The organism is Rhizobium leguminosarum (assembly GCF_004123835.1).
In the GTDB taxonomy this organism is placed as follows: domain Bacteria; phylum Pseudomonadota; class Alphaproteobacteria; order Rhizobiales; family Rhizobiaceae; genus Rhizobium; species Rhizobium leguminosarum_M.
Genome location: NZ_MZMU01000019.1, coordinates 62,196 through 75,979, shown reverse-complemented (window position 1 = coordinate 75,979; position 13,784 = coordinate 62,196). Strand labels below are relative to the sequence as shown.

Below are 13,784 nucleotides of genomic sequence, written 5' to 3'. Positions count from 1 at the left end.
TACTCCTTCACTTCTCGGTGGAGATAAGGCCGCGTACGAACCAGCGCTGCATCAGAATGACGAGGATCAATGGCGGCGACATGATGATCAGGGTTCCGGCCATGGCGACGTTCCAGTCGGGCAGGCCGAATTCGGACGGGATGAGGGTCTTGAGCTGCGTCACGGCGATGCCGAAATTCGGATCGGTGGTGATCAGCAGCGGCCAGAGATACTGGTTCCAGGCCCAGACGAACATGATGGTGAACAGCGCGATCATATTCGGGCGCGACAGCGGCAGCAGAATGTCCCAGAAGAACCGGACCGGGCCCGATCCGTCCATCTTCGAGGCCTCGGCCAGTTCGTCCGGAACCGTCAGGTAGAACTGCCGGTAGAGGAAGGTGCCGGTCGCGGTTGCGACCAGCGGCAAAACGAGACCGGGATAGGAATTCAGCAGGCCCCATTCGAGCTTGATCTGGATGCCGGTGATCTGCGCGACGAGCCAGCTTATGCCGGTGACGTCGAGGATCGTCTGGAAAGGCTGCAGCGCGTTGGCGGCAATCGAATAGGTCGGCACGATGCGGACTTCCAGCGGCAGCATCAGTGTGATGAAGATGATCCAGAAAATCACATACCGGCCACGGAAGCGGAAGTAGACGATCGAGAAGGCTGCCATGGAAGACAGCATGACCTTGCCGGCGCCGACCGTTGCGGCGAAGATGATGCTGTGGAACAGCTTGTTGCCGAGATCGGCGCGAACCCAGGCGGTCTCAGCGTTTTCCCAGAAATGCGAGCCCGGCATCAGCGGCAGCGGCACGCGATTGACCGTCTCCAGGTCCAGCGTCGAGGCGATGATGACGATGGCAAAAGGCAGAAGCGCGATCACCATGCCGAGCGCGAGAAGGCTATAGCAGATGAAGTTGAATATCGGCGTGCGTTCGATCATGTCCGCGGCCTCACTTGTAGTGCACGCGCCGCTCGATGAAGCGGAACTGGAAGATGGTGAGAAGAACAACGAGCACCATCAGGATGATGGACTGCGCTGCAGCGCCCGAATAGTCGAGACCTCTGAAGCCGTCGAAATAGATCTTGTAGACCATGAGTTCGGTGGCGCGCGCCGGGCCGCCCTGCGTCATGACGTCGACGATACCGAAGGAATCCTGGAAGCTCTCGGTGATGTTGATGACGAGCAGGAAGAACAGCGTCGGCGTCAGCAAGGGCAGCTGGATATCCCAGATACGGCGCATCGGCCCCGAACCGTCCATGGCGGCGGCCTCGATCAGCGAGCGCGGGATACCTTGCAGCGCCGAGAGAAAGAAGATGAAGTTGTAGCCGATATATTTCCAGGAGAAGGCGACGATGACCGCGATCATCGCGTCCTTGCCGTCGAGCGCGGGGTTCCAGAGGCCGGGCCAGACGTGGTTGATGATCGACAGAAGGCCGGCCTCCGGTGCCAGGATGAAGCGGAAGGCGAGGCCGAGAGCGGGAGCGGCAATCGCGTAAGGCCAGATGAAGACTGACCGGTAGACTTTGTGGCCGCGCAGTTCACGATCCGTCAAAAGCGCCAGGATCAGCGCCAGCCCCATCGCAATGGCCGTCGAGCTGAAGCCGAAGATCATGCTGCGGGTGATCGAGTCCCAATAGATCGGATCGGTGAGCAACTGTCTGAAATTGTCGAAACCGACCCAGGCATTGCCGCCGCCCCATGGCTGCTCGAGCGTGAACGCCCAGTAGAGCGCCTGCGCGCTCGGCCAATAGAAGAAGACGAAGATCAGCAACAGCATCGGAAATGCGAAGAGCAGCCCGATCGTCGTTGAGGAGAAAGTGACACGCTTTTCCATGGGTGGTCGTTTTCGGCCTGATGTGGTTTAGGCGCGGGCGGCGAGTTCGCAGCCGCGACATATGAGAGACTTACAAAGACGCACCCGGCGCGCAAAACGCGGGCCGGGTGCGGCTCATATCAACCGATCAGGGGAGCTGAACGTTCTTGTAGGTCTGCTGGAAGCGACGCAGCAGCGTATTGCCGCGTTCGGCAGCGCTGTCGAGCGAAGCCTGGACATCGGCATTGTTGACGAAGATTGCCTGCAGACCATTGGCGATTTCGGTGCGGACCTGCAGCAGGCCACCGAGGCGGATGCCCTGCGGAGCCGCATCGCCAGCAGGCGATGCGGTCAGGCTCTGAATGGCGAGTTCGCGGCCGGCATAAGGCGCCTTATCGTAAAAGCCCTGCTTCTTCAGATATTCGAAGCCGGAGTTGCGAACCGGGATGTAGCCGGTAACGGTCGACCAGGTAAGAGCTTCTTCCGGCTTTGCGATGAAGTTGAAGAAGGCAGCGGCAGCCTTGTATTCAGCGTCGGAATGGCCCTTCAGAACCCAGAGCGAAGCGCCGCCGACGTAAGAGCTGTGCCGGGTTGCATCGCCGTAGGTCGGGAGCATGGCAACGTCCCAGTTCATGCCTTGCTTGGCGGTGCGGCCAACGTTGCCATGGTCGCCGACCGAGGTCAGGATGACTTGGCAATCGCCAGCGGCAAAGGCTTCGACGAAGGTCTGGCCGACAGCCTTGTTCTTGATGACGGCCAGCTTGTTGTCGTACCAGGACTTGAGGTCCTTGACGTAGCTGACGAGAAGCGGGTTCTTGTTGAACACCAGCTCGGCGTCGAGACCTTCAAAGCCGTTCTTCTTCGTGGCGATCGCTTCGCCGTTTACGGCTTCGAACTGCTCGATGTACTGCCAGACTTCGTTGTTGGAGATGTCAAAGCCGAGCGGGCAAGCATAGCCTGCATCCTTCAGAGTCTTGAGGTCCTCGCCTGCTTCCTTCCAGGTCGCCGGAGCATGATCCTTGCCGATCTTGGCGAAGGCGTCCTTGTTCCAGTAGAGAAGAGCGGTCGAGGAGTTGAAGGGGAAGGAGTACATCTCGCCCTTCGATGTCGCGTAGTAGCCGGAGATACCGGAGAAGTAGTCCTTCCAGTCGACATTGTAGCCCATGTCGGTCATCAGCTTGTTGGCCGGGTAGTAGGCGCCGGAGAGCATGATGTCGAGGGTGCCGGCGTCGGAGACCTGGGCGATGGTCGGCTGCTTGCCGGCGCGGAAGGCAGCAATGGTGTTCTGCAGGGACGCGTCGTAGCTGCCCTGGCTGGTGCAGACGACTTCGTAGTCGGCCTGCGACTGGTTGAAGCGATCGCACTGCTCCTGGACACGCTTTGCGATGTCACCGGAATTGCCGAACCAGAAGTCAATCTTGGTCTTATCGGCGGCGGCAGCGGGACCAGCAAGAAACGCTGTAGCGAGAAGGGCGCCAACGGCGCCGAGAAGCTTGGCTTGCATGAGAACCTCGAACGTAAAAGGGACGCGCACTTTCAGCGCACGCCCTATTAGCTGGTTCAAATTGCCACGGCCAATGAATATTACATGACATGAAATGATCTAAATACAGATGTCACAAAACCTTCACACAACCGTTATTCGCAAATCCCGGAGAAATATTTAGAGAACTTTCAAAGTTTGCTTCAGCATATTGTCAATAAATTACAGATATATTCGAAACAATGGAATTTTAGGGCATATTTAATATTTATTTATATTGTGACAGAGCGCCTTTATTCGGCTGCTTCGGCCCGGCGAAACTTGTAAAAACACCCGCATTTTTGCCATTGCACTGGTGTGCAACCCCAGGGTTCAGGCCTCAGGATTGAATGGAATCCTTCAGGATCGCCGCAAAACGCGGATCGAATGCACGGCTGATCGGTCCGGCGGCAGCGCCAAGCGCCACCGACCAGGGATCGGCCATGCCGGGCTGCAGGCGCGGCAGCGTCCGGCCACGACGTTCGGCGATCGAGGGCAGCAAGGGGCCGATTGCCGCAATCAACCTGTTCACCAGCGCCTCAGGCGCGCTGCCGCAAAGGATCACCGTCTGCGGATCGAACAGCGTCTCGATGAGATGGATGCTCCAGCGCAGGTCCACTGCCGCTGCTTCGACCCAGGCGCGGATGCTTTGATCGCCTCTCAAGGCAAGATCATTGATGCGTGCATGGAGATGAGGATCGGCGGGATCGACGGACAGATGCTGATAGAGCGAGGCCAACGAAGCGCGATGTTCTAGCGGCGTCGATTTGCCGTCGGCAAACAACAACGCCATGCCGATCTCGCCGGCATTGCCGTTGGTGCCGCGGTAGAGCTCGCCATTCAGAATGAGGCCGGCGCCAATGCCATAGCCGACGAAGAGGCAGACGGCGTGGTCGAGGCCATGGGCGGCTCCCACCATGCGCTCGGCGGTCGCCGCCGCCGCCGCATCGTTCTGCAGGCCGACATCGAGCCCGGTGCCGGCTGTCAGCGTTTCCAACAACGGAAATTTCTGCCAGGCCTCCATCATCCACGGATCGTCGCCGCTGCCGGCGACCCCGAAAGGCCCGGGCATGGCGGCGCCAAGGCCGACCAGCCGCTTTTCCGATTGCTGGACGATCCCAGCAAGCTTTGAGCGTACGCCGGCGACGAGATCGAGGATGACCCTCGTCCCGTTCGACGGACCTCCAGGTGGCAGGCCGGCCTCATCACGCACGAGAACGCTGCCGACAAGATCGACGGCGACCGCCCGCGTCACATGCCGGTCGATCTGCAGGCCGATCGCAAAGGCGCCTTCGGGCACGAGACGATAGGGTGTCGCCGGCTGGCCCCTGCCCCTCCTCACCGCCTCTTGCGAACTGACGAGACCGTCGCGCTCGAGTTCCTCGATGATATTGGACACCGTCTGCTTGGTCAGCCGCGTCGCCCGCGCCAGGTCGGCGCGTGAAAGCGCACCGTTGACCCTGAGGGCATCGATCATCACGCGCCGGTTATGGGCGCTGGTGCCTTCGTGATTGGTGCCGCTCTTGGCCCGGATCGGGCGGCTGTCATTCATGTGCAATTCCCTCTTGACTCCAATAGAATGTTGAAGAAGTAATAAGTCAAGACACTTGACTTAATGAGGAACCGGAGAGTTCCAGGGAACGCAGGAGCCGGGCAACGGCTCTGACGACGCTCCGAGACGACAAACCGGCACGCTTTTCGCGCGTGCCCTCTCGAACACCGATGGCGGAGGACCGCCCTCGGCAATGCGTAAATGTCAAAAACTGGAGGCTGCAATGCTGAAATCCTTTAACAAGACGCTTCTCGGTGCGGCCTTGATCGGCGCATCCTTTGCACCGCACGCTTTCGCCGAAACGACGCTGAACGCGCTGTTCATGGCGCAGGCCGCCTATAGTGAGGCCGATGTGCGCGCCATGACCGACGCCTTCGCCAAGGCGAACCCTGATATCAAGGTCAATCTCGAATTCGTTCCCTATGAAGGCCTGCACGACAAGACGGTGCTGGCGCAGGGTTCCGGCGGCGGTTACGACGTCGTCCTCTTCGACGTCATCTGGCCGGCCGAATACGCCACCAACAAGGTCCTGGTCGACGTCTCCTCTCGCGTCACCGACGAGATGAAGAAGGGCGTGCTGCCGGGTGCCTGGACCACCGTGCAATATGACGGCAAATATTACGGCATGCCGTGGATCCTCGACACCAAATATCTGTTCTATAACAAGGAAATCCTCGAAAAGGCCGGCATCAAGGCGCCGCCGAAAACCTGGGACGAGCTAACCGAGCAGGCAAAGACGATCAAGGACAAGGGCCTGCTCGCCACGCCGATCGCCTGGAGCTGGTCGCAAGCCGAAGCCGCGATCTGCGACTACACTACGCTCGTCAGCGCCTATGGCGGCGATTTCCTGAAGGACGGCAAGCCGGCCTTCCAAACCGGCGGCGGCCTCGATGCGCTGAAATACATGGTTGCCAGCTATTCCTCGGGCCTGACCAATCCGAATTCCAAGGAATTCCTGGAAGAGGACGTCCGCAAGGTCTTCGAAAACGGCGATGCCGCCTTCGCGCTGAACTGGACCTACATGTACAACATGGCCAACAATCCGAAGGACAGCAAGGTCGCGGGCAAGGTCGGCGTCGTGCCGGCGCCGGGCATTGCCGGCAAGAGCGAGGCGTCGGCCGTCAACGGCTCGATGGGCCTCGGCATCACCTCGGCCAGCCAGCATCCTGATGAGGCCTGGAAATACATCACCTTCATGACCTCGCAGGCGACGCAGAATGCCTATGCAAAGCTCAGCCTGCCGATCTGGGCGTCGTCCTATGAGGACCCGGCCGTCACCAAGGGCCAGGAAGAGTTGATCTCCGCCGCCAAGATCGGCCTTGCTGCGATGTATCCGCGTCCGACGACGCCGAAATATCAGGAGCTCTCGACCGCGCTGCAGCAGGCGATCCAGGAATCGCTGCTTGGCCAGTCCTCTCCCGAGGACGCGCTGAAGTCGGCCGCCGACAATAGCGGCCTCTGATCAAGCATGAAGACCCGGGCGGCACCTGCCGTCGCCCGGTCTCCAAAACCTATAAGGAAGAAGGGTCGCCTTGATGTCGGGCACTTGGCTGACAACCCGCGCGTGGCTTTTGATGCTGCCGCTTCTCGTGGTCATGATATCCGTCATTGGCTGGCCTCTGATCGATACCGTCGGCCTCTCCTTCACTGACGCCAAGCTTGTCGGCACGGAAGGAAACTTCGTCGGCATCGACAATTACGTGAAGATGATCTCCGGCTCGAATTTCCAGCGCACGCTGATCACCACCGCGTGGTTTGCGATCGTCTCGGTCGCCGCCGAAATGGTGATCGGCGTGCTGGCAGCCCTGCTATTGAACCAGCAGTTTCGCGGCCGCACCGCGCTTCGCGCCCTGATGATCCTGCCCTGGGCGCTGCCGACCGTCGTCAACGCCACGCTCTGGCGGCTGATCTACAATCCGGAGTATGGTGCGCTGAACGCCGCGCTGACCCAACTCGGCCTGCTGGAGGCCTACCGCTCCTGGCTCGGCGAACCGGGCACGGCGCTGGCGGCCCTCATCGTCGCCGATTGCTGGAAGAATTTCCCGCTTGTTGCGCTGATCGCGCTCGCCGCACTCCAGGCCGTGCCGCGCGACATCACCGCCGCCTCGCTGGTCGACGGCGCCGGCGCTTTCGCCCGCTTCCGCTTCGTCATCCTGCCCTATCTCGCCGGTCCATTGATGGTGGCCCTGGTGCTGCGCACGATCGAGGCCTTCAAGGTGTTCGACATCATCTGGGTCATGACCCGCGGCGGTCCGGCCAACAGCACGCGCACCCTGTCGATCCTCGTCTATCAGGAAGCCTTCTCCTTCCAGCGGGCGGGCTTGGGTGCATCGCTGGCGTTGATCGTCACGCTGCTGGTGACGCTGCTTGCTGCCGGCTATGCGGCTCTGGTGCGCAAGACGGCCGGGAGTGCTGCCTGATGGAACGCCAGAGCCCGCTCTTTTCCGCCTTCATCTACCTCTGCGCGCTGCTGCTTGCCGCCGTCATCCTGGCGCCGATCCTGTGGCTATTCATCATGAGCATCTCGCCGGCCGCCGACCTTGCGGCAAAGCCGCTGCGCTGGTGGCCGCAGACGGCGGATTTCTCTCGCTACGGCGTGCTGCTCTCGACGCTCGAAAACAGCGCCGGCGCCGCCTTCACCTCGTCGCTGCGCAACAGCATCGAGGTGGCGGGCATGGCGACGATCGCCGCCATCGCACTCGCCATTCCGGCCGGCTGGGCTGTGTCGCGCACGCCTTCGGTCGGCTGGTCGCTGTCGATGGTGATCGCCACCTACATGCTGCCGCCGGTGGCGCTTGCCGTGCCGCTCTATATGGGCCTCTCCCATCTCGGCATGCTGAACAACGTCTTCGGCCTTGCCCTCGTCTATCTCACCATCCTTGCGCCCTTTACCACCTGGCTGATGAAGTCGGGTTTCGATTCCATCCCGCGCGAGATCGAATCCGCCGCGATGATCGACGGCGCCGGCCTGTTCCAGACGCTCAGGATCATCACGCTGCCGCTGGCGGCCCCCGTGGTGGCGACGTCAAGCCTCTTTGCCTTCCTGCTTGCCTGGGATGAATTCTTCTATGCGCTGCTCTTCACTTCGGACCAGCGCGCCAAGACGCTGACCGTCGCCATTGCCGATCTCGCCGGCGGCCGCGTTTCCGATTACGGACTGATCGCGACGGCAGGCGTGCTCGCCGCCCTGCCTCCGGTGCTGATCGGTCTCGTCATGCAACGCGCCCTGATTTCGGGGCTCACCAGCGGCGGCGTCAAGGGATGAACATGACAGACAAAAGAATCCGGCCGGCCGGACTTATAGCGATCGATCGCGAAATGGCACGCCAGCATGCCGATGCGATCGCCTCCTATGAAGCGGACCGGCCGATGGCCGCCAAGGCCGCTGCATCGCTGAAGCGGACCGGCCGGCTGCTGCTGATCGGCATGGGCGGTTCGCATGCCGTCAACCGGGCAGTCGAGCCGCTCTACCGCGCGCTCGGCATCGATGCCCTCGCCTTGCCGCTGTCCGAGCAACTCGGCCAGCCGCTGCCGATGGCCGGCAGGACAATCTTCGTCACCTCGCAATCCGGCGAAAGTGCTGAGGTCGTGCGCTGGTTCAGCGAGACCGGCGGCACGCAGGAGACCTTCGGCCTGACGCTCGAAGGCGGCTCCTTCCTCGCAAGAACTGCCCCGTCGCTGGTGGGCAGCGGCGGCACCGAGCTTGCCTTCGCCGCGACCCGCAGCCTGACGGTAACCTTCGCCCTGCATCTGGCGATCCTCGCCGCCCTCGGCGAAGATCCTGACGCCGCCCTTGCCGCCCTCAAGACGCCGGAAGACCATGACATCGCCGCCGCCCTCACCGCGCTCGAAAACGTCGCGACCATTGTCACGTCAGGCCGCCGGCTGCAGGGTATCGCCGAGGCGCTCGCGCTCGGATTGACCGAGCTGTCGCGCCGTCCCTGCTTCTCGCTCGAAGGCGGCCAGCTGCGCCACGGTCCGATGGAGATGCTGGGGCCGGAGATCGGCGTTGTGCTGTTTCGAGGCATGGACGAAACCGCCGACCTGGTGACGGCAATGGCAGTGTCCGCCGTCGAGACCGGCGCTCCGGTCATCCTGTTCGACGCATCCGGGCAAGCGCCGGTCGCCGGCGCGGTGACGATCCGCTTTGTTCCGGCAACGGGCCTTGCCGCGATCTTCGCCATGCTGCCGGTCGCCCAGCGGCTGATGATCGCCTTTGCAGATGCCCGCGTGGAGAATGCCGGAACGCCGGTTCGATCCACCAAAATCACCCGGAGCGAATGAATGCGGCCGCTTGCAGTCATCGGCAACGTCAATGTCGACCTGATCCTTGGACCGGCCGCCCCCTGGCCGAAGGCCGGGACGGAAATCATCGTCGACCATGACGAGTTGCGGGTCGGCGGAGCCGCCGGCAACAGCGCGCTCGCCTGGCAAGCGCTCGGCGTCGAATTCGAGATCGCCGCCAATATCGGCAGTGATCAGTTCGGCCGCTGGCTGAGCGAAGCCTTCGGCCACCGTTCCGACAAGTGGCCGGTACGTCCTGAGAAAACGACGCTCTCCGTCGGCATCACCCATCCGGACGGCGAGCGCACCTTCTTCACGACGAGAGGCCACCTGCCGCGTTTCAGCCTGGCAGACGTCTTCGCGGTCATCGAGGGCGCAAGACTGCAGGGCGGCTACGCGCTTCTCTGCGGCTCGTTCCTGACCGACGATCTGACAGAAGAATACGGCAAGTTCTTCGACTGGGCCGACAGCCATGGCATCACCGTCGCGCTCGATACCGGCTGGCCGCTCGACGGCTGGACCGACGAGAATTGCGTAACGACACGCGCCTGGCTCTCCCGCAGCGGTGTCGCGCTGCTGAACGAGGTCGAATCGACGACGCTTGCCGGCATTGCCGATCCGATCGAGGCCGCGCGTCACATCAGGTCGCATATGCCGGCGGGTGCGATCGTCGTCGTCAAACGCGGCCCGGACGGCGCTCTCGCGATCGGGCCGGACGGCAGCTTGGTTTCGATGACGGCACCCGTTGTCGAAGTCATCGATACGATCGGCGCCGGCGATGTCTTCAACGCCGCCTTTCTCGCCGCGCTCGCAAGCGGTGAGCCGCTGGTTTCCTGTCTGATGACGGGAACCGAGGTTGCCTCGCGCGCCATCTCGACTCTTCCCCGCAACTATGGCGGCCCGACATCTCTTCAGGAATCCTTGCGATGAGCGCGCTCGAAATTCAAAACATCCGCAAGACCTATGGCGACGTCGAGACGCTGAAAGGCATCGACATCTCGTTGGAAAGCGGGGAGTTCCTGGTGCTGCTCGGCTCCTCCGGCTGCGGCAAGTCCACGCTGCTGAACATCATCGCCGGCCTTGCCGAGGCGACGAGCGGCGATGTCAGGATCGGCGGCCGCTCGGTGCTCGGCGTGCATCCGAAGGACCGCGACATCGCCATGGTCTTTCAATCCTACGCGCTCTATCCCAATCTGACGGTGCACCGGAACATCGGCTTCGGCCTGGAAATGCGCAAAGTGGCAGCACCCGAGCGCGACAGAGCCGTGCGTGATGCCGCCAAGCTCCTGCAGATCGAAAACCTCCTCGACCGCAAGCCGAGCCAGCTTTCCGGCGGTCAGCGCCAGCGGGTCGCGATCGGCCGAGCGCTGGTGCGCAAGCCTGAGGTATTCCTCTTCGACGAGCCGCTCTCCAACCTTGACGCCAAGCTGCGCATGGAGATGCGCACCGAGATCAAGCGGCTGCATCAGATGCTGAAGACCACGGTCGTCTACGTCACCCATGACCAGATCGAGGCGATGACCCTTGCAAGCCGCATCGCCGTCATGCGCGACGGCCGCATCGAGCAGCTGGGCACGCCGGAGGAGATCTACAACCATCCCGCAACGCTCTATGTCGCGACCTTTGTCGGCGCGCCGCCGATGAACCTGCTGAAGGCGACGGCGCGCGACGGTGGCCTGGCGCTTTCAGGCTCCGATGCGATCCTGCCCCTGCCCGCTCGTTTCCGCGAGACGGCCGGCAATGGCCGCGACCTTATCCTCGGCATCCGTCCCGAGGCGCTTCGCACCGACGGCACTGGCCCGTCGATCCAGGCAACCCTTGAGGTCGCAGAGCTGACCGGCCCGGAACTCGTCGTCACCGCCCTTGCCGGAAATCAGCACCTCATGGCCTGCCTGCCGCCACGCACGCCGATCCGCGACAACGAAAAGCTCACCCTCTTTTTCGACGAGGAGGCAATGCATCTCTTCGACCCGGAAACCGGTCTCAGCTGCGGCCGCTAGAGCATGATGCCGAAAAGTGTGATCGGTTTTCGGACGACATCATGCTCTAACTATATAATGTAGAACAGGATGATTTTAGGCCGACCCGGCCTAAAATCATCCTGTTCTAGAGCATGTCGCGCAAAAGTGTGCAGCGGTTTTGCGACAACGACGTGCGTAAAAACAAGGACCTAAAGCGCGAGGAGCGAATCTGAAAGATCGCGACGCGCTTTAGCGACGGAACGGCTATCCCCCTCAGTTGTTCAATTCGCTGCGTCAGTGGGCTTGCGCTGGTAGACGTGAATATAGTCGACGAGCAGAATGGAAGGATTCGGCGTTTCATCGATCGGCCAACCCGAGCCGAGTGCCAGGTTCACCAGCGGATAGAACGGCATGTGGAATTCCTTCGGCGTGTCGAAGCTCCAGATGAACTGACGGTCGAAGTAGAAGCTCGTTTTATCGGCTTGGATATCGACGCCGTAGGTGTGATATTCGCTGTTCAAAATTCCGTCCTGAACCTTTTGCCAATGGCCGCCGGTGCTGTTCTGGCCGCCCTGGCTCTGACGCCAGATATGAAAGCCCATGCTGAATTCGTAGGGCGCGCGTCCATAATATTCCAGCACGTCGATCTCGGCGGTGTATTTCGACCGGTCGAGCCCGATGAGCCAGAAGGCCGGCCAGACACCCTTGCCCGGCGGCAGCTTCATCTTTGCTTCGAAATAGCCGAACTGCTGCGAGAACCCTTCGCCTTTCGGGTTCACCGACGACAGCAGGCCCGAGCGCCAGGTTCCATCGGCCTCCTTGCGCGCTTCGATCTTCAGAATTCCCTGATCGGTGGTAAACGGAAAGCCGGGGGCCGGATCTGTGAAGCGGGCGTCACCGAAATCGCCGTTCCAGGGCGTATGGGCGATCCAGCGGGAGCTTCTCTCCCCCCAGGCCGAGACGTCGAGACTGTCGAAACTCTCCTCGAACGTCAGCTGGTACGCATCGATGTTGAGCGGTTCCTGGGCCACGCTGGGCTGGCCGGGCAACGCGCCCAAACCAAGAACGATAAGCAAACCCAGAGCCTTAGAAGATATTCCGTAACGCATTCTGCTCCTCCGAAAACGCCAAACCAATCGTTGGGTGACACTTGTCTCAATCATGAGATGAGAACTCCGTTTCGTCGCGGCATGAGCCTTTGGACGACGATGGTCTCGATGCCGTCGGGCCTTCCGACAACCTGCCACACGAGCAGCGCGAAGGCCCAGAAGATCGCCACTGCTGCCCCGCCGCAAAGCGCCAGGCTGACGATCAGGTTGAGGCCGACAGGCATGGCGGCGAGCATCGGCTCCATCCACAGCAGGAAAGCGATCATCGGCAAGCTCGCGGCCAGAGGCCGCAAAAAGGCGTGCAACTGAGCGGCGAACGTCGCACCGATCAGCCGCCGCGTGATGATCAGCGATGCGGCATAGGCGACAAGCACCGCCACGATCCGCGCGCCCAGTGCTCCTGCCACCTGAAAATAGACAATGCCCAGGATGGTGACCGGAACCCTGACGGCGAACTCGGCAAACATCCGGAGAGCGAGATAACGGGTTTTGTTGAGCACCATAGCCAATGGCGGCATCATGTTCGTCGGAAGACCGAGCAGACTGCCGATGCACAACCACTGCAGAATCGGCGCGGCGGATGCCCATTTCTCGCCGACGATGATCCGCACGGCCGGCTCGGCAAGCAAAGCGAGCGCGATGAGGATGGGCGCTGCCACGAAAGTGATGGCGTTCGTCGCCTTCAGATAGGCAGCGATCAGATTGCGACGGTCATCGACGGTCGAGAATGCCGCCATCAGCGGACGCAACAATGGCCCGACGAAGGTCTGGTATGGAATACCCGCGATATTGTCGGCGACGCTGAAGGCGCCGAAAGTCGACAGGCCCGTAAAGCGTGGCAAAAGCAGGCGATCCAGTTGCCAGTTGATCGAACTCAGCAGCTGCGAGACGGTGTTCCAGCTGATCATGTCCTGGAAGTGCTTCCACTCGGAAAGGCTGAACCTCGGTCGCATCGGCGCAAAGATATAGGAGGTGATCGCCGCGGCGGTCGGGCCTGCAACCGCGCCGATTGCCAGTCCCCAATAGCTGCCGGTCGCGACCGCCACCCCGACACCGAACAGCAGTGTCGCCCCTTTGGTGATGAGATCGAGTGCGAATTCGCGTTTGAAATCGAACCGCTGCATGAACAGAACCATGCGCGGGCTGATCACACTGCGCATAGCAGGCGCGATGGAGAGCACGGCGACAAGGGAGAAAAGCCGGGAATCGTCATAGATCAGAGCCATCGGCCAGGAGATGATCATCATCAGCGTGCTGATGGCCACGCCTCGAAGCAGGCTGAGGGTAAGGGCGGTGGCAAACATATCGTCCGAAGGCGACGGCTGGCGCATCAGGGCCTGCGTCAGCGGCAGGTCCAGGATTGTCTCGACGATGATCAGAACCGAGGTCGCGATGGCGACAAGGCCGAAATCCGCCGGGCTCAAAAGCCTTGCGAGGATCAGGAGGCTGACGAAATCGAGCAGTCGCGCCAGGAACTTTCCGCTGATGCTCCAGATACTCGCCGTCGCCGTCCTCTGAGATACGCTTGACATGATCTATTTTCTATTCCTCGTCGACGGT

At 61.5% G+C, this 13,784-nt stretch carries 12 protein-coding genes; 6 read left to right on the top strand and 6 right to left on the bottom strand.

Features of this window, described 5'->3' with window-relative positions:
* Positions 1-7: 7 nt before the first annotated feature.
* The 4 genes from B5P46_RS27235 to B5P46_RS27220 form a co-directional block, all read right to left on the bottom strand.
* The gene (locus B5P46_RS27235; RefSeq protein WP_129421460.1) at positions 8-922 is read right to left on the bottom strand and encodes an ABC transporter permease subunit; all 915 of its coding nucleotides are present in this window, start codon (positions 920-922) and stop codon (positions 8-10) included.
* 10 nt (positions 923-932) lie between these two features.
* Positions 933-1,817 carry a carbohydrate ABC transporter permease gene (locus tag B5P46_RS27230; protein ID WP_129421459.1) on the bottom strand — a complete coding sequence of 295 codons (885 nt, stop codon included), beginning with the start codon at positions 1,815-1,817 and terminating at the stop codon, positions 933-935.
* Positions 1,818-1,944: 127 nt separating this feature from the next.
* Positions 1,945-3,300 (bottom strand): extracellular solute-binding protein, encoded by a 1,356-nt coding sequence (locus B5P46_RS27225; RefSeq protein WP_129421458.1) that lies wholly within the window; start codon positions 3,298-3,300, stop codon positions 1,945-1,947.
* Between the two features lie 358 nt (positions 3,301-3,658).
* A complete protein-coding gene (locus B5P46_RS27220; protein ID WP_129421457.1) occupies positions 3,659-4,870 on the bottom strand; it encodes an ROK family transcriptional regulator in 1,212 nt (403 codons plus the stop codon).
* Between the two features lie 223 nt (positions 4,871-5,093).
* Between B5P46_RS27220 and B5P46_RS27215 the strand changes: the two genes are divergently transcribed.
* The 6 genes from B5P46_RS27215 to B5P46_RS27190 all read left to right on the top strand — a co-directional run bounded on the left by B5P46_RS27215 (position 5,094) and on the right by B5P46_RS27190 (position 11,154).
* Positions 5,094-6,332 (top strand): extracellular solute-binding protein, encoded by a 1,239-nt coding sequence (locus tag B5P46_RS27215; protein WP_129421456.1) that lies wholly within the window; start codon positions 5,094-5,096, stop codon positions 6,330-6,332.
* Between the two features lie 73 nt (positions 6,333-6,405).
* On the top strand, positions 6,406-7,290 hold the full coding sequence (locus tag B5P46_RS27210; protein WP_129421455.1) for a carbohydrate ABC transporter permease: 885 nt from the start codon (positions 6,406-6,408) through the stop codon (positions 7,288-7,290).
* Positions 7,290-8,135: a carbohydrate ABC transporter permease gene (locus B5P46_RS27205; RefSeq protein WP_129421454.1), complete on the top strand. Its 846-nt coding sequence runs from the start codon at positions 7,290-7,292 to the stop codon at positions 8,133-8,135. The genes B5P46_RS27210 and B5P46_RS27205 overlap by 1 nt, the downstream gene beginning before the upstream one ends.
* Positions 8,132-9,154: an SIS domain-containing protein gene (locus B5P46_RS27200; RefSeq protein WP_129421453.1), complete on the top strand. Its 1,023-nt coding sequence runs from the start codon at positions 8,132-8,134 to the stop codon at positions 9,152-9,154. The genes B5P46_RS27205 and B5P46_RS27200 overlap by 4 nt, the downstream gene beginning before the upstream one ends.
* Positions 9,155-10,084, top strand: a complete 930-nt coding sequence (locus B5P46_RS27195) for a PfkB family carbohydrate kinase (protein ID WP_129421452.1) — start codon at positions 9,155-9,157, stop codon at positions 10,082-10,084.
* The gene (locus B5P46_RS27190) at positions 10,081-11,154 is read left to right on the top strand and encodes an ABC transporter ATP-binding protein (RefSeq protein ID WP_129421451.1); all 1,074 of its coding nucleotides are present in this window, start codon (positions 10,081-10,083) and stop codon (positions 11,152-11,154) included. The genes B5P46_RS27195 and B5P46_RS27190 overlap by 4 nt, the downstream gene beginning before the upstream one ends.
* A gap of 242 nt (positions 11,155-11,396) precedes the next feature.
* On the opposite strand, the gene B5P46_RS27185 is transcribed toward B5P46_RS27190, so the two are convergent.
* The gene (locus B5P46_RS27185; RefSeq protein ID WP_129421450.1) at positions 11,397-12,224 is read right to left on the bottom strand and encodes a glycoside hydrolase family 16 protein; all 828 of its coding nucleotides are present in this window, start codon (positions 12,222-12,224) and stop codon (positions 11,397-11,399) included.
* A 50-nt stretch (positions 12,225-12,274) separates the two neighbouring features.
* A complete protein-coding gene (locus B5P46_RS27180; protein WP_129421449.1) occupies positions 12,275-13,756 on the bottom strand; it encodes a lipopolysaccharide biosynthesis protein in 1,482 nt (493 codons plus the stop codon).
* Positions 13,757-13,784: the final 28 nt, after the last annotated feature.